The sequence below is a fragment of the Candidatus Spongiihabitans sp. genome, assembly GCF_965237845.1.
Taxonomy (GTDB): Bacteria; Pseudomonadota; Gammaproteobacteria; order Arenicellales; family Poriferihabitantaceae; genus Spongiihabitans.
This window is the reverse complement of sequence record NZ_OZ250154.1, coordinates 2,309,402-2,326,184: the sequence shown is the minus strand read 5'-3', so window position 1 is coordinate 2,326,184 and position 16,783 is coordinate 2,309,402. Positions and strand designations below refer to the sequence as shown.

The 16,783-nt window shown below is 46.1% G+C and carries 11 protein-coding genes and 3 pseudogenes; 6 read left to right on the top strand and 8 right to left on the bottom strand.

Annotation, left to right across the window (positions count from 1 at the left end):
* Positions 1–27 precede the first annotated feature (27 nt).
* The 3 genes from ACPXXB_RS11040 to ACPXXB_RS11030 all read right to left on the bottom strand — a co-directional run bounded on the left by ACPXXB_RS11040 (position 28) and on the right by ACPXXB_RS11030 (position 2,332).
* Positions 28–600, bottom strand: coding sequence for a YggT family protein (locus ACPXXB_RS11040; protein WP_423907409.1), 573 nt, complete (start codon positions 598–600; stop codon positions 28–30).
* A complete protein-coding gene (gene proC / locus ACPXXB_RS11035) occupies positions 601–1,437 on the bottom strand; it encodes a pyrroline-5-carboxylate reductase (protein WP_423907407.1) in 837 nt (278 codons plus the stop codon).
* A gap of 160 nt (positions 1,438–1,597) precedes the next feature.
* Positions 1,598–2,332 (bottom strand): YggS family pyridoxal phosphate-dependent enzyme, encoded by a 735-nt coding sequence (locus ACPXXB_RS11030; protein WP_423907405.1) that lies wholly within the window; start codon positions 2,330–2,332, stop codon positions 1,598–1,600.
* Between the two features lie 213 nt (positions 2,333–2,545).
* Here ACPXXB_RS11030 and argC point away from each other — a divergent pair, with 213 nt between their 5' ends.
* Entirely contained in the window at positions 2,546–3,607 is a 1,062-nt protein-coding gene (gene argC, locus ACPXXB_RS11025; RefSeq protein WP_423907404.1) for an N-acetyl-gamma-glutamyl-phosphate reductase, read from the top strand.
* A gap of 151 nt (positions 3,608–3,758) precedes the next feature.
* Here the strand turns inward: argC and ACPXXB_RS11020 are convergent.
* The 3 genes and pseudogenes from ACPXXB_RS11020 to ACPXXB_RS11010 all read right to left on the bottom strand — a co-directional run.
* Positions 3,759–4,138, bottom strand: a pseudogene (locus ACPXXB_RS11020) (transposase); the annotation flags it as partial.
* Positions 4,139–4,547: 409 nt separating this feature from the next.
* A complete protein-coding gene (locus ACPXXB_RS11015; RefSeq protein WP_423907402.1) occupies positions 4,548–5,717 on the bottom strand; it encodes a dipeptidase in 1,170 nt (389 codons plus the stop codon).
* Between the two features lie 26 nt (positions 5,718–5,743).
* Positions 5,744–6,352, bottom strand: coding sequence for a LysE family translocator (locus ACPXXB_RS11010; protein WP_423907401.1), 609 nt, complete (start codon positions 6,350–6,352; stop codon positions 5,744–5,746).
* Positions 6,353–6,652: 300 nt separating this feature from the next.
* Between ACPXXB_RS11010 and ACPXXB_RS11005 the strand changes: the two are divergent.
* A pseudogene (locus tag ACPXXB_RS11005) lies at positions 6,653–7,631 on the top strand (IS30 family transposase).
* Here the strand turns inward: ACPXXB_RS11005 and ACPXXB_RS11000 are convergent.
* On the bottom strand, positions 7,550–8,125 hold the full coding sequence (locus ACPXXB_RS11000; protein ID WP_423911145.1) for a hypothetical protein: 576 nt from the start codon (positions 8,123–8,125) through the stop codon (positions 7,550–7,552). The pseudogene ACPXXB_RS11005 and the gene ACPXXB_RS11000 sit on opposite strands and share 82 nt — an antisense overlap.
* A 54-nt stretch (positions 8,126–8,179) precedes the next feature.
* Positions 8,180–9,158 (bottom strand): annotated as a pseudogene (locus ACPXXB_RS10995) (IS30 family transposase).
* 251 nt (positions 9,159–9,409) lie between these two features.
* Between ACPXXB_RS10995 and ACPXXB_RS10990 the strand changes: the two are divergent.
* From ACPXXB_RS10990 to hflK, 4 genes are all read left to right on the top strand, one after another.
* On the top strand, positions 9,410–13,063 hold the full coding sequence (locus tag ACPXXB_RS10990; protein WP_423907399.1) for an AsmA family protein: 3,654 nt from the start codon (positions 9,410–9,412) through the stop codon (positions 13,061–13,063).
* Between the two features lie 6 nt (positions 13,064–13,069).
* Complete coding sequence (locus tag ACPXXB_RS10985) at positions 13,070–13,735, top strand: DUF938 domain-containing protein (protein ID WP_423907397.1); 666 nt, start codon at positions 13,070–13,072, stop codon at positions 13,733–13,735.
* Positions 13,736–13,955: 220 nt separating this feature from the next.
* Positions 13,956–15,365, top strand: a complete 1,410-nt coding sequence (glnA, locus tag ACPXXB_RS10980) for a glutamate--ammonia ligase (protein ID WP_423907395.1) — start codon at positions 13,956–13,958, stop codon at positions 15,363–15,365.
* Positions 15,366–15,508: 143 nt separating this feature from the next.
* On the top strand, positions 15,509–16,783 hold the full coding sequence (gene hflK / locus ACPXXB_RS10975; protein WP_423907393.1) for an FtsH protease activity modulator HflK: 1,275 nt from the start codon (positions 15,509–15,511) through the stop codon (positions 16,781–16,783).

The following is a 16,783-nucleotide window of genomic DNA, read 5'->3' as shown; positions in this document are numbered from 1 at the left end:
GCCCGGAGAAAAAGCCCGGAGAAAAAGCTAGAAGAAAAAGCTGCGCCCGAAATCGGTAATTGGGAGTATCACCAATCTCTGGATCAGGTTCAATGCCAGCAAAGCCAGCAGGGGGGATAGGTCTATGCCCTGAATCGGCGGAAGAATTTTTCTGAACGGACTGATAATCGGATGGCTCATGCTGTTGATTAGACGAGCCGCGGGGTGTTGCGACATGGGCGCCACCCAGCTCAGGATGGCGCTGCCGAGAATTACAATGATGCAGGTCCATGTTATGGTAGTGAGAACTTCGGCAATGGTTATCATCAGCGTTGCGGCAATATTAAACTTATAACCGGATATGGCGAGCAATAAACCTGTTTTAATAAACCCAATCATCAGAATCAGCGCCGCCGCCGATAGGTCAATGCCGTACAGTCCCGGGATATAACGACGTAATATTTTTAGTGGTGGATTGGTTGCAGTAATAATAAATCGGGAGAAAGGATTGCGGAAATCCACTTGCAGCAACTGAAACAGAAAACGTAGTATGACCGCAGTTAAATACAATCCCACTATGGTTTCAATGGTAAAACTCAACGCGTTTTGTATGTAAGGCATTTACATTGCTCCTAGCGTTGTTGCCAGCTCGGCTGATTTTTCAATGGCGGCATTAACGCCGAGGGTGATTGTTTCATCGATACCGTGTTTCTCCATAGTCAGTAATGCGGCCTCGGTAGTGCCGCCCGGCGAGGTGACCTGGCGTCGCAATTCGCCGGGCAAATGCTCGCTCTTGCTTGCGAGTTTGGCGGCGCCTAAGGCGGTTTGTAGCACCAGCGTTCTCGCTGCTATGCCACCCAGCCCGTTCGCCTGCGCCGCATTTATCATTATTTCCATCAGTTTAAAAAAATACGCGGGGCCACTGCCGGAAATTCCGGTAACCGTATCAATATCGCTTTCGTTGTCGACCCATATCACCTGTCCCACGGCTTGCATAACTTGCGCTGCCGATTGCTTGTGAAAACTGTTTGTATGTGCATTAGCGAGCAATCCAGAGACGCCACAATTCACCAGTGCAGGGGTGTTGGGCATCGCCCGGACAAAAGGCACTTCCTGTCCAATCCATTTCACTATATCGCTGGTTCTGATGCCGGCTGCAATGGATATTATCAAAGGATTATTCTTAACCAAGGTTGTTCGAATCGATTCCACGGCTTGTTTCAATACCTGTGGTTTTACCGACAATACAACGATGTTTGCCCGACTGATACATTTTTCGTTGTTTTCGTAAATCGTAATGTTAAATTGCTTTTCCAGTAAATTACGTTGCTCTTTTGACGGGTCGGAGACAAAAATATTTTTCGATGGCCAGCCAGAGGAAACCAATCCTCCAATAATGCTGCGCGCCATATTTCCTCCCCCAATAAATGCGATTCGGTTGTTTGCAGATGGTTTCATTTTGGATTTCTCTAAAGGAAGCCTTGAATAATGCCATCCTGGCGTTGTCAGAGCAAGAACACCGAAAATAACAGAACAGCCAAAACGGCCCGTGTAGATTTGCTGTCGGATTTTGCACGCACATCCTTATGCTGATAAGGACACTCTAAATTAATCATTCCTACGTTGGACGAGGACCGAAAATTGCAGTCCCTATTCGTATTTGTGTGGCGCCTTCCAGGATGGCCGCTGCCATGTCGCCGGTCATGCCCATCGACAGTTGATCCAGATCGAAACCCTGTTGGTTGAGTTGTTCAAGGACTTTTCTGCAACGCCTGAAAATTGCGCGCTGTTTTTCAAAATCCGATTCTATTTCAGGAATAATCATCAGTCCGCGGAAATTCAAGTTTCGCATTCCATTGATGGAATTGGCCAATTCCGGAAGTTCATTTAAGCAAACACCGGATTTGGATAATTCCTGTTGTAAATTGAGTTGAATTAAAACCTTTAATGGCGGTCGGGCGCCTCTGTGTCGATTCAATTTTTCAGCAACTTTTGTGCTGTGTACGGTGTGAACCCAGTCGAAACACTCGGCGATCTTGCTGCATTTTCTGCTTTGTATATGGCCTATGAAATGCCAACAAATGTTATTTTCGACTCCCCCGTTTTCCATAGCCAGGTTTTCAAGAGCAAGGTTTACCCGGGCAATTTTTTCAACCCCTTCCTGCACATAGTTTTCCGCGAAATCCCGATGCCCCAGCTTAATCAGTTCAACCACTTTATCAGCATTGTGGCGCTTGCTCACTGCAATCAATTTTACCGCGGATACTCGACCTTGATATTTGTTCGCGTACTCCGCCACCGCGTCCAGCGTTCGCTGATATCTTTTAGCCAGAGGCGGTTGTTCTACGGGCATATCATTGCGGGTGATTTATTCTGCGGGCAACTTTCAATTTAATTTGAAGGTATACTAATAACAATCAAAAATGCACGGTTACTCGTGCTATGTTTGATTCTATCAGAGCGGCTACAAGTTTAATGCACACATAAACCATAGAAATTCGGGGTGAAAAATTGGATTTATCTGAACTGTTCGCTTTTGCGGTAAGGGGTATGATTTCCTGAAACGATGGAAAAATTGACCTCGATAAAGATCGGAATTATGGGTGGCACGGGTTATGCCGGCATTGAGCTACTGCGAATTCTCGCCAATCATCCTTATGCCCAGGTAACGGTTATTACCTCTCGGGGTGAATCCGGGCAGTCGGTATCTGAGTATTTTCCCTCTTTAAGGGGGCGCTGCAGTATCGCATTTTCTAATCCAGATAATTGTGATTTGACTCAGTGCGATGTGGTATTTAGTGCAACGCCAAAAGGGGTCGCCATGCGCCATGCTGAACAATTAATCGCAGCTGGCATCAAGTTTATCGATTTATCAGCGGATTTCAGATTAAAAGATGCAGCCGAATGGGAGACATGGTATGGCATGAAACACCATTGCCCGAAATTGATTGCCCAAGCGGTATACGGGTTGCCGGAAATTTACCGGGAGCGGATTAGTGATGCCCGGTTGGTCGCAAACCCGGGGTGCTATCCCGCGGTCGTGCAACTTGGTTTTCTGCCATTGCTGGAAAATAATTTAATTGAAACTGATAGCCTGATTGCCGATGCAAAATCAGGGGTTTCAGGGGCCGGCCGAAAAGCCGCCTTGGCGACATCATTCGCTGAAGTTTCGGATTCATTCAAAGCTTACGCCGTTTCCGGGCACCGCCATTTTCCTGAGATTAAGCAAGGGCTGCAAGCCATCAGCAACCATGCGGTGGAACTGATATTTACCCCACACCTGCTGCCCATGATTAGAGGGATTCACGCGACTTTGTACGCGCGGCTAACCGATGAAAGTAATCATTTAACCACCGCTCATATTCAGTCAATCTTCGAAAGACGTTTTGAGCATGAACCCTTTGTTGATGTGTTGCCATCAGGCTCTCATCCAGACACAAGAAGTGTTCGAGGAAGCAACCATTGTCAGATTGCTGTTCATCGGCCGCAAGAGGGAAGAACTGTCGTGGTGCTGGCAGTAGAAGATAATCTTGTCAAAGGCGCCGCTGGCCAGGCTGTTCAGAACATGAATTTAATGTTCGGTTTAGACGAAACCTGCGGCTTGCAGGATATTGCTCTGGTGCCTTAACAACGCTTGCAGAGCAACGTAAATTGCTAAAAGAATTGCGTGAAAAACCCGACTAATCCTGAGGTTAATGTGGAACTGGATATAGAACAAATTCGGCGACATACGCCGAGTTGTGAAAGTATGATTCATTTCACTGCTGTCCCATTAACTTTCACAGCAATGAGAATTGATTGTGATTGAAGCCGGGCATGGGGGGCGGGTCGCCACGCAAGAGAGCCATCAAGTCGCGCTTGTCGAACAAGTTAAGATGCAACAGGCGGAGCATTTGTTGCATGCTTTTGCCCAGCTTCGACTGGAATTTGATGAACGCCAAGAGTAAATACACGCACAGCGCGATCCAGACTTGCGTCATCACCGCGTTATTGCTGCGATGAAGGACTTTATCTTCAGGTTTTGCTTGATCCACTTAAAGAACAATTCCACCTGCCAACGCGCTTGGTAAAGGTCGGCAACAGTCATGGCTGCCAGTTTCAAATTATTGGTCAAGAAAACGTAATGCTTGCCGGTATCGGCATCGCGGTAGCCGATACGACAGTGGGATGGGGCATTGTCTTGATGCCTTGACGCCGGTGAACACGATGCTCTGGTCGCATGTTAATCCCTTGCCTTCAACACCGTAGCGCGACCGACAACGCGATACGCCGCATCTCATCTTTCCTTCATCGGGGAAATTGCACTTATGAGTTGAATCCGCAGTTCACCACACGATAGTTTGAATTTAATGACGCCGATGGCGTACTATCAGCAACTCACCCTGGCTACCTGATTTTTTCTCATATGTAGTGAACCCGGACAATTTTGTTCACGATTTTTGAGAGACCTTGTGTTTTTTTGATGAACCCTGACTTGCTTTTAGCGGCCCATAAGCCCAACGTAATGATTAAAAAAGATACTATTAGTTTTGAATTAAAGTCTTCGGATAAAACTAAACTTCCCGATTTCAGAATGCGGCAGATGGCGGCAACAAATCCAGAAACAATCGTCTGATATTGTGGCCCATTATCTTTTTGATGTCGTTCTCAGAATAACCCTGTGCCAGAAAAGCCTGTGTTAGTAGCACCAGTTGATCAGAGGCAAATGGTGTTTGCACGTTGCCATCGAAGTCAGACCCCAAGGCTATATGGTCGATCCCGACAAGATTTACAGCATATTCTATTGTACGCATAATGTCTTCAATACTGTTACCGCAGACTGCATGCGGCCAGAAGCCAATGCCTAATAGACCTCCTGTGGCAGCAATGCCTAACGCTTGTTCGTCGGATAAATTCCTCGGCGAATCATTGCAAATAGTTGACAAGCCAGTGTGGCTCGATACCACAGGTTTTTGCGCGTAGCGAAGAATATCAGCAAGTAAGGCATTCGATGCATGTGCTACATCAACCACAACACCGAGTTGCTCCATGCGTCTCATCACTGCCAGACCAAATTCAGTTATGCCACCTTTTTCAAGGCCGTGGGCAGATCCACCCAATGCATTATCAAAAAAGTGAGTGAAACCCACCATACGAATCCCATTTTCAAATAAAACATCAAGATTATTAAGGTCTCCTTCAAGTGCATGGCCTCCTTCAACCGCTAATATTCCAGCAATTTTACTATCAGATTTAGAAGTTTTCTCCAAATCCTCTTTGGATAGGATAATTTGTAGTTGTCCTTTGGACTCGGTCTCTAGTTGATGCAACTTGTCAGATTGATACAGAGCGCGTTGTAACAAGCTATTCCAGGTGCGCACTGGCCACCGACTCAGCACAGCCAGCAGAGTGATGTTGTCACTAGCAGAGCTGTTTTCAAACAAATTTATGTTTTTAGGCGTCTTCGTTACTATGGAAAACACCTGTAACCTCACCCGCCCTGCCTTTAGTCGTGGAATATCAACATGCCCGTAATCGTGCCGCTCAAGCAAATTCCTGTCCCATAATAAAGAATCAGCATGCATATCAGCCACGAATAATGTATCGTGAAAGGCCAACGCCTTCTCAGATATCTCAGTCTCTACGGTCGATGAAACCCGGTTTCTCTCTCGGTCCTGCCACGGTGACACAATAAAGAATACGACCCATAGCGCAAATAAAAAAATAGCGAAAGGCACAGTAGAATAACGATTAAACAATGCCCTATTGCTTTGATTGTATTTATTTATTTTGTTACTATAAAGAATGCCGCTAAAACCAATAGGAGACCCATAGATATGTTTATCAGATGGTGTACTCTCTTGTTTTTTAGAAATCTATTAAGGGCCAAACCAAATACCAACCAAGCAAATCCACAGGGGATGTATACCAAAGCGAAAAGAAAAGCAATGACTACTGCGGAAGCAGCATAATATTCCCCGCTAAGGGTAAATGATGACATTGCGGTTATTGCCATACTCCATACTTTGGGATTAACAAACTGAAAAATTGCCGCATTCGCAAATGTGATACGGTGACTATCTTCGTATTGATGCGACGAACCGCTGCTAACCACTTTCCACGCGAGGTAAACAAGATACGCAGAGCCCATATATCTAAGAATTATGTGAAGCACGGGGAATTTTACAAACAACACACCAAGCCCCATAGCCGATGCCGCCATTAAAACAATGAACCCCGTCACTATACCGAAAAGATGAGGCATGGATTTCCTTAGCCCGTAATTGGATCCCGAAGCAGTCAGCATTATGTTATTTGCGCCAGGAGTTATACTCGTTGCAAATGCAAAGCCAATAAAGGGCAAAATTATTGACAACAAATTTTCTATATTCATCTCGATAATCTCTACTCGTACTTCTGTGTCATTGTAAAAATTAAGGGTCTTGACTAGTTAAGAAAAAGACCTCTTAACTAGTCAAGTGCGAAACTAGTATTGATTTCCAGTATGACCAAGTATTTTACGGAGTAGTTTTAAATTCTCTCGGCGTATATACAAAGTTTTCATATACAGAAACACCAACATTCTGTCTTTAGAACTCATTTCATCAGCAAAGTATTTATTAATATGTGGTCTCTAAATTCTAACGCAACACCTATAGTATGAATACAACAATATCGAGCGAGGCGTTGAAGAATGAAGGTTTATCATCGTCTAAGCTTGGTGGAGCGAGAAGCCATCGGCGCATTGTATCATTGTGGCGCGGGCGTCCGTGAAATTGCCCGGCAACTTTATCGCAGTCCATCAACCATCAGTCGTGAACTCAACCGCAGCAAGAGCGGATTTTATTACTTGGCGGTCACCGCGGACAACAAGGCTCGGCGGCGATGTTATCGTCGTTCGGGCAAGTTGTCCAAAGACAAGGGTTTGCGTTGGGTCGTCATCAACGGACTTCGCAAGCAGTGGTCGCCGGCGCAAATCAGCGCCAAGCTCAAGCTGGATTATCCTGGGGATGAACGCATGCGCGTGTGCGCCGAAACCATCTACACGTATTTGTATGCGTTGCCTCGGGGGGGGTCTGCGTCAATCCCTGTTGCGTTGTTTGCGGCAGCATCGAAAGGCGCGGCGGCCCCGCAGCCGGGGCCTTGACCGGCGGGGTCGGATTCCAGAGATGATCAGTATTGAGGAGCGGCCGGCGCAAGTGGCTGAACGCACTGTGCCCGGGCATTGGGAAGGCGACTTAATCCAGGGCGCTCACAATCAATCCGCGCTTGGCACGCTGGTTGAGCGCACCACCCGGACGGTGTTGCTGGCGCGCTTGAAGGGACAGGACGCCGAAACGGTGCGCAAGGCGTTTGCGCGCAAACTGCGAACGATACCGAAACAGATGAAACTGACCCTGACCTACGATCAGGGCAAAGAGATGGCGGCGCATCGCTTGTTCACCAAAGAGACCAACATGCAGGTCTATTTTGCCCATCCGCGCAGCCCATGGGAACGCGGCGCCAATGAGAATGCCAACGGCTTGATCAGGCAGTGTTTTCCGAAAGGCACGGACTTTAATCAAGTCAGCGCTTATGCAGTGCGCAAGGCTCAAGATCGATTAAATGGACGACCGCGTAACGTGTTAAACTGGAAAACGCCTTTTGAGGTTTTTAATGAACTGTTGCAATAGAAACTAGAGACCACCATAATATTATTCCGAGTATTTGGAAAAGACGGCCAAAAATCATCCGCGACATTTCCTGAAGCAGCGTAAATCACGCCAGTATCATGGTTGAAGGTGAGATTAGGCTCTAATTCATTTGCAATGTTTTCAGCAATCTCTTTTGCTTCATCAGTATTCGTTCGATTCTCGATATTGGGATACATAAAACAGGTAGTACCTGATTTTGGCAAGAATCTAGCCATCATGCTGTATGACCGTGGGTTGTAAGTTTTCATTGAAACTAATTTTGGTAAATCACCCAGCACAACAGCAACATTCATAAATAAGTGTGCCGCCATGTGCGAAGCAAGTATTCGGTTATGATGTTCTTCAGCAACAAGAATTGTCTCTATGTGCATGAATTTAGGTTTGCTATTTGTATGATGTTTGAGCGCTATTACCCCAATTGCCATATTGGTTTTATCATATGCGACAACCAAGAAATCACAATCTTTTAGGATATTTGGTTTGCTATCGAAGTAGTTTTCTACTTTATGGTTGGTGGTCTCTAGTTTCTATTGCAACAGTTCATTAAAAACCTCAAAAGGCGTTTTCCAGTTTAACACGTTACGCGGTCGTCCATTTAATCGATCTTGAGCCTTGCGCACTGCATAAGCGCTGACTTGATTAAAGTCCGTGCCTTTCGGAAAACACTGCCTGATCAAGCCGTTGGCATTCTCATTGGCGCCGCGTTCCCATGGGCTGCGCGGATGGGCAAAATAGACCTGCATGTTGGTCTCTTTGGTGAACAAGCGATGCGCCGCCATCTCTTTGCCCTGATCGTAGGTCAGGGTCAGTTTCATCTGTTTCGGTATCGTTCGCAGTTTGCGCGCAAACGCCTTGCGCACCGTTTCGGCGTCCTGTCCCTTCAAGCGCGCCAGCAACACCGTCCGGGTGGTGCGCTCAACCAGCGTGCCAAGCGCGGATTGATTGTGAGCGCCCTGGATTAAGTCGCCTTCCCAATGCCCGGGCACAGTGCGTTCAGCCACTTGCGCCGGCCGCTCCTCAATACTGATCATCTCTGGAATCCGACCCCGCCGGTCAAGGCCCCGGCTGCGGGGCCGCCGCGCCTTTCGATGCTGCCGCAAACAACGCAACAGGGATTGACGCAGACCCCCCCCGAGGCAACGCATACAAATACGTGTAGATGGTTTCGGCGCACACGCGCATGCGTTCATCCCCAGGATAATCCAGCTTGAGCTTGGCGCTGATTTGCGCCGGCGACCACTGCTTGCGAAGTCCGTTGATGACGACCCAACGCAAACCCTTGTCTTTGGACAACTTGCCCGAACGACGATAACATCGCCGCCGAGCCTTGTTGTCCGCGGTGACCGCCAAGTAATAAAATCCGCTCTTGCTGCGGTTGAGTTCACGACTGATGGTTGATGGACTGCGATAAAGTTGCCGGGCAATTTCACGGACGCCCGCGCCACAATGATACAATGCGCCGATGGCTTCTCGCTCCACCAAGCTTAGACGATGATAAACCTTCATTCTTCAACGCCTCGCTTGATATTGTTGTATTCATACTATAGGTGTTGCGTTAGAATTTAGAGACCACCTTCTTATGATATTCTGGTGCCGGAAAGTGCAAATCAATTTCTTAAGAACGCCCAATGGGTTGCGATTTTTCATCATAAGGGCATGTCGTTATGTTTGGCCGATTCATGTTTGGTTAAGGCGTTATTTGATAATTTACAGCATGCTGCCAACTACCGCAGATTCAATTTTTAAGTGCGAATCCAATGTCGTATAAAATAAAAATAATTATTTTTGTTGTGGCTGTTGTATTGCTTATGCCGCTGGCGGCTACGGTGTTTTTGAATCAAAGCGATGTAAAGAATTTAATTGAATCTTATATAGAATCGAAAACCGGCAGGGCATTTACCATTGAAGGCGGCTTGAGTGCAAAATGGAGCCTGTCCCCGATAGTTTATGCGCAGCAAATCAGGCTTGCCAACAGCAGTTGGGCACGAACGCCTTTTGCCCTTGCCGCAGACAAATTAACCATTTCGCTTTCTTTTGCTGAATTGATCCGCGGTCAATTGAAAGTCACCGCCATCGAATTGGACAAACCGCAATTGTGGATTGAGCGGCATCCTGAAACGAAAAGATTTAATCTTGATTTAAGATCACCCAAAAAAACCTCCAACAAGACCTCTAAAAGAACTCGACTATTCCCTGATTGGGTGGACATAGAAGAGTTGACTATTCGCAATGGCTGGGTATTCTATTCTCATAAAAACCGTGACTGGGAATTTAGAATTGACGATGCCAGCGTAGAATCTATGGGAGTCAATCGACCTACTCGCATTGAGGTTCTGGGCGAAGCTGAAAAAACCGCAATTGCGATGTCTGGAGAATTAGGCAGCCTGGAATCATTGTTGCGCTTTCGGGAATCACCGATAGCACTCAGCGGATACGTTGGAGTGCCCGCCAATCAGGTTTCAATTTCCGGAGTGATCCAGAATTTGTTTCTATGGCATGGATTGAATCTTTGGATCGATGCAAACGTAACCAATTTAGCCGATCTGTCAAACTTGTTCGGGTTTTGGTTGCCGCCATATAGAAATATCTCTGCACAATGGGAATTGATTCAACCGGAAACGTCCAGAACCATGCGATTGGAGTCCTTGAATTTAGAGTCATCGGAGCATGGATTGCAGGCTTACGCTAATGGAGAAATTGGGCAATTGATAGGATTTAATGAAGTTGACATTAGATTTAATGCAAAAGGAAATCTTGATAGGGAAATAATATCGCCAAGTATTATTCATGGCATGAATCTGGAAACCGCCATTGCCGGAAGTGTTTTCGGAGACCGGAAAAATTTAACCCTCGATATCGAACATGCGGAAATGTTTGCCGAGGGAATCAGCGTCAATGCTGCTGGCGCAGTTTCTAATGTGCTCAACGACTGGTCTGAGCCCTTGCCATTGGAAATGAAAATAGAGAGCCTGGATTCATTGGCCAGGCTATTTGATGTGTCTAAGGGATTGCCCACGGGATTGAGGTGGCCTGACACTCAAGAGATAAATGTCGTGGCCAATCTAAATCGTCTGGCATCGAGTTTTGATTTGATGGACATTAAAATAACAAGCGACAAAATAGCAAGTGCCGCGGAAAGTTTAAATCTAAATGCAACAGGAAAAATAAATGACCTGGGCTCGGGTCAGATGGGTGAAATTGAGTTTGCTGCCGTGGTCAATCGGGAGTGGGTTGGTCAAATTTACCAATCCAGGCTGCTGGCATTGGTTGATGAATTATCTGTGGTTGGATCTGTTTCAATTAAAGGTTCATCGGTGAATCTATCTAACCTTGAGATTCACGGAAAAAGCGATGGGGTTCAACTAAACGGCATTGGGTCGGCCGGGAATTCGTTAAAATTTCAGGATTTTCAAATGGATATGCAGTTGGGTGCAGACAGCTTGTCCAAACTTGAGTCTCTGGCCAACCAAAAGCTGCCCAAGGCCGGGCCTTTGAATATAGCCGGCGTATTGATGCAGGATTCTGAAGGAAAATTCAATCTCAATAAAATTACCGGAACGCTGGTTGATGCCGATTTAACGATTGATATTGACGGTCAAATCCTTGAACTTGGGGATGCCCCAAATATAAATCTGAATATAGGATTGAGGTTGGATTCCGTCGGTCCAATTGATGATATGTATCCAGAGCTTCCGTTTTCTGGTTTGTTATCTCAGTTATTGCCTTTGAACGGCAGCGCTCAATTATCTGGTCAACCCGTTGAGGGTGAATCTGGTGGCTACTCGCTCAAGAAAATAAACGTGGCTACGCTATCTGATAAATTCAGCGGACAGATTTCCGGACGTCTTGATAATTTATTTACGGATAATTTATCTGCCGAGGAGCCTTCGCAATCGAGTGATTTGCCTGACCGGCTTGCTCAAACATTATCCGGGAAATTGTCAATGGAATTATCGGGGAGCGCAGACCATGAATTTATGACTAGTGCAGATATTCCAGTGTTACACCCATCTATCCTGTCAGGCGCCTTGTCCGGTTCTATGGATATTGTATTCTCGGATGGTGGAGTTGGTTTGGAAAACATCGATTTCAATATAAATTCAGAGCACGCAATGCTAAATGCCAGTGGCGCATTTAGCCAGATCTCTCCATTGCAAGCGGATGAATTTGAGTTGAAATTCGATGCCGAGTCATTGGCAACCATAGTACGGAGTACCGATTTACCCTTGGTATGGGATAATCCTGCGAAGGGAACAATTAGTTTTAAAAATAATCATAATACCCGGAATATCTCGTTTGATGTTGAAATAGCAGGGAATGATCTTTCCGGGAAAATTGGTTTGATTCATTCAAAAGCAGAGGACACTTCAGATGCTAAAAGGAACTATTGGGCTAAACTGGTTTCAAAAAATTTCGATTTAACGGCGCTTTTAGTTGAAGACGATGATTCGGACAAGTTTTTCTCCCAGACGCCGTTGAAACTCGATTGGTTGATGGATGTCCAGGCAGAAATAAATTTCAGTGCCGAACATTTTAAGAACACCGCCTTTATTTTGGATAATTTCAAGTCCACAATATCCGTTGACAATGGGCATCTGGTCACGAAAGTAAGTGGAGAAAGCAGCCAGGGGTCGATTAACGCAAATCTTGCATTGGCCGCAAAAAATCAAACCGGGCAAAACCAAAAATTCAATGCGCATCTTGAGGTTAATGGTAAAAATGTTGATTTTTCTGCGCTAACCAAACTGGAAAAATCAGCTCTCGACAATGCCGGTATATTTTCTGTGGGTATTAATCTTGATGGAACAGGTGGCTCTATTTCAGAAATCGCCGGCAACGCAACTGGCTCAGTATTGTTAGAGTTCAGTGGGGCGCAAATTAAAAACGATGGTCTGCAACTTATTGGCGGGGATTTATTCCTGGGACTGTTTGATGCGATCAATCCGCTGAGTAAACAAGCCGAGTATCTGGACATTGAATGCGGGGTAATTCAGTTTAATGTGAATGATGGTGTTGCGAAAACAGAGCGAGGATTGGCGTTAAAAACTACCAAGGTTACTCTGCTTGGCGGTGGTGATGTCAAACTGGGTAATGAGAAATTAAAACTTGTCATTAGACCGAAAGCCAGGGCGGGTTTCGGAATAAATGTTAACTCTATTGCAAAAATGATTCGAGTGGGCGGGACAATTAAGCATCCTCAAATCGAAACGGACCCTAAAGGTTTAGTAGAATCCGGTATCGCATTAAGTGCGGCCATCGCAAGCGGTGGATTAAGCTTGCTCGCGCAAGGGCTGTATGATAAAACCCGAGCCAATGCAGATGTATGTCGTATCGCAGTGGATGGCGGGTTAAAAAGTGAAGGAGACAAAGACAACGCCGAAAATGGCGCATTACCCATAGAATTGAAATAGCTCACTATGAAGCCATTTTCACAGGCTTGCGAAAATAATAAACAACCTATTCTTGCGGTATTAAAAAATTATTTTGCCAATGCCTCAGGCATCCTGGAAATCGGCTCCGGCACGGGTCAGCATGCTGTATTCTTTGCTGAAAATTTGCCTGGGCTGTTTTGGCAAACCAGCGACCAGGCCCCGTTTCATCGGGGCATTAATCTTTGGATAGACGATGTTGCATTCGATAATATTGGCAAACCTATAGCCCTTGATGTGAGACAAAAGGAGCAATGGCCAGCCAATATTGTGAATAAACAGGAGCACGGAGTAAGGTTTTCTGGCGTAAAGTTTGATGGTGTTTTCAGTGCCAATACCGCACATATAATGTCCTGGGATGCGGTTGTGGAAATGTTCAGAGGGGTGGGGTGTCTGCTAATGGATAATGGACTGTTTATCTTATATGGGCCGTTTAACCGCAATGGGGAATTTACCAGCCCAAGCAACGAAAAATTTCATGGTGGGTTGCTCCGTCAGGACCCGCAGATGGGAATTCGGGATGATCGCGCCATTGTCGCCCTGGCTAATCGAAACAAACTGTCGCTAATTGACGATGTGGCTATGCCCGCGAACAATCGAATTCTGGTTTTCTCCAAGTGTTTTTATAAAACCTCAGTAAAATCCGCAATATAAAATTACCAAGCACAAATATAGTGCATGTATGGTAACAAGATGCTCTGGGATAGTGTAATATTCGATAATATTAAAGCTGGCATGATCTTTGCTGTTGATAACTTGAAGTTGAGCTTGAAGTTGAGGCGATCTTGTCTCGAAATGAAACGCTGATTAATTCAGAGTTTCCTAATAGTTAAATTGCCAGGGGATTCCTGGTATTCGAACCGAGGTTATTTGTATGTCTGTAGCAGACGCATTGAAATTAATAAAAGAAAGTGAAGCAAATTTTGTCGATTTGCGATTTACCGATACCATAGGCAAGGAGCAACACATCACCTTTCCAACTAGCGCGGTGGATGAAGAATTATTTGAAGACGGAAAAATGTTTGATGGCTCGTCAATGTCCGGATGGAAAGAAATAAACGACTCAGACATGATTCTGATGCCTGATCCGGCCAGCGCAGTCGTGGATCCATTTACCCAGGATACCACCGTAAATTTTCGCTGTGATGTTGTTGAACCCGCAGATATGCAAGGCTATGAGCGGGATCCCAGATCCATCGCCAAACGGGCAGAGGCTTATTTGGCTTCAACGGGAATTGGTGATACTGCTTACTTTGGCCCGGAAAACGAATTCTTTTTGTTTGACGCCGTGCGTTGGGCAAACGACATGAGCGGCGCGTTTTACGACATCGATTCATCAGAAGCAGCATGGAACAGCGCGAAAGAATACGAAGACGGTAACATCGGTCACAGGCCCGGTGTCAAAGGCGGGTATTTCCCGGTTGCGCCAGTGGATAGCCAAGCCGATGTCAGGAGCAAGATGTGTTTGACTATGGCGCAAATGGGGTTGGGTGTGGAAGTTCATCACCATGAAGTGGGAACAGCGGGACAAGCAGAAATAGGCTGCAAATTTAATACGCTGGTCACAAAAGCAGATGAAGTGCAAATTTTCAAATATGTGGTTCACAATGTCGCTCATGAGCACGGGTTGACTGCAACCTTTATGCCTAAGCCTGTGATCGGCGATAATGGCTCTGGTATGCACGTTCATCAATCCATATCCAAAGGCGGCAATAACATTTTTTCCGGGGATCAATACGGTGGTTTAAGCGATGAGGCGTTATATTACATTGGCGGAATTTTCAAGCACGCCAAGGCGATCAATGCTTTTGCCAATGCCAGCACCAATAGTTACAAACGGCTGGTTCCGGGTTTTGAAGCCCCGGTATTATTGGCTTATTCGGCCCGTAACCGCTCTGCATCCTGCCGCATTCCGCATGTCCCAAATCCAAAAGGTCGGAGGATTGAAATTCGTTTTCCCGATTCAACGGCTAATCCTTATTTGGCATTTTCAGCAATGCTTATGGCTGGGCTGGATGGGATTCAGAACAAAATCCACCCTGGCGAGCCTGGCGATAAGGACTTATACGATCTTCCGCCGGAACAGGAAAAAAATATTCCTACCGTGGCTCACGGTTTGGATATTGCCCTGGAAGCGCTTGATAGTGACCGTGAGTTCTTGCTTGCTGGTGGCGTATTTAGTAATGATTCGATTGACGCTTACATCAATTTGAAAATGGAGGAGGTGAATCGCCTTAGAATGGCGCCTCATCCGATTGAGTTCGAAATGTATTACAGCGTTTAACTTCAGAAGTCAAAGACCAAGCGCGCGCCATAATGGTGCAACTCGATCTGGATTTAGCGTAGTATGGGTCGTTAAATTTTAAACCATTATGATATAATCGCCAAATTAGCTGTTTTTTATCTCAAATATTGTGGAACGAATCAATGCCTTGGAATCAACCTGGATCAAATCAGCCTGGAACGGACGGTAACAACGATGACCCTTGGGGGCAGCGTAAACGTCGTGGAAATAGCCGCCAACAAGGACCGCCTGACTTGGACGAAATATTTCGGCAAGCAAAAGAGCGTATCGATAATCTATTTGGTCGCCGAAAAGGCGGTGGCGACGGCAATGATGACAACCTCTCTGGCGGCGGCAGGTCCGGCGGAAACGGTCTGATTATACTATTGCTGGTTATAGGCTTGGGATTTTGGATTTTTACCGGCTTTTATACCGTGGATCAAGGTGAACAGGCCATTGAGTTGCGCTTCGGCAAATATACCGAAACCAATGATGCCGGACTACATTGGCATATCCCCACCCCTTTTGAATCCGTTGAAATAATAAATACCCAAAACGTCAACACTGTGGAAGTGGGCTATCGCAAGGGTAGTAGATCGGTTCAATCGGTGCCTCGTGAAGCGCTGATGCTTACTCAGGATGAAAACATTATCGATATTCATTTCGCCGTGCAATACGATATTAAAGATCCTACGGATTTATTGTTCAATGTCAGTGAATACAACTCTCGGGATCTTGCCGACGGCGTGGTGCGACAGGCAACAGAAAGCGCGGTGCGGGAAATCGTCGGCCGCAATACGATGGATTTTGCCATTACCGAGGGACGCGCGCAGTTGGCATCGGAAACCAAAGTGCTGGTACAGGATATTCTTGATCGTTATCAGACCGGCATTAATGTTCGTACCGTTGAGATGCAAAATGCCCAGCCACCGGAACAGGTTAAAGATGCATTTGACGATGTGGTCAGGGCCCGGGAGGATGAGCAACGGTTGAAAAATCTTGCGGAAGCGTATGCCAATGATATTATCCCCAAGGCGCGGGGTTTCTCGGCACGAATCCTCCAGGAAGCAAATGCCTATAATGCTTCAATCATAGCCAAAGCAGAAGGTGAAACTGCACGTTTTGATCAGGTGTTGAGCGAATATCGCAAGGCGCCGAGTATCACCAGAGATCGTCTTTACCTGGAAACCATGGAACAGGTATTTAGTCATTCCAGTAAAATGATTATCGATCAGCAGAGCGGTGGCAACAATGTCATGTATCTGCCGCTGGATCAATTGTTAAAAAACCGGAATCAATTGCCAGAAGAAAGCGGGCTGTCAAATCAGGGCCGCAGCAATCGCTCGGCGGGTAATCAGGTAACTAATCGTTCATTAAGATCGACAGACCGAAGTGTTGATCGCACAGTGAGGCAGTAA

Excerpts from the sequence above, each read along its gene's own strand:
- ACPXXB_RS10990 (WP_423907399.1), top strand. The coding sequence starts at position 9,410 with ATGTCGTATAAAATAAAAATAATTATTTTTGTTGTGGCTGTTGTATTG.
- ACPXXB_RS11040 (WP_423907409.1), bottom strand. The coding sequence starts at position 600 with ATGCCTTACATACAAAACGCGTTGAGTTTTACCATTGAAACCATAGTG.
- ACPXXB_RS11010 (WP_423907401.1), bottom strand. The coding sequence starts at position 6,352 with ATGAATATAGAAAATTTGTTGTCAATAATTTTGCCCTTTATTGGCTTT.
- ACPXXB_RS10985 (WP_423907397.1), top strand. The coding sequence starts at position 13,070 with ATGAAGCCATTTTCACAGGCTTGCGAAAATAATAAACAACCTATTCTT.
- ACPXXB_RS11030 (WP_423907405.1), bottom strand. The coding sequence starts at position 2,332 with ATGCCCGTAGAACAACCGCCTCTGGCTAAAAGATATCAGCGAACGCTG.
- argC (WP_423907404.1), top strand. The coding sequence starts at position 2,546 with ATGGAAAAATTGACCTCGATAAAGATCGGAATTATGGGTGGCACGGGT.
- hflK (WP_423907393.1), top strand. The coding sequence starts at position 15,509 with ATGCCTTGGAATCAACCTGGATCAAATCAGCCTGGAACGGACGGTAAC.
- glnA (WP_423907395.1), top strand. The coding sequence starts at position 13,956 with ATGTCTGTAGCAGACGCATTGAAATTAATAAAAGAAAGTGAAGCAAAT.
- proC (WP_423907407.1), bottom strand. The coding sequence starts at position 1,437 with ATGAAACCATCTGCAAACAACCGAATCGCATTTATTGGGGGAGGAAAT.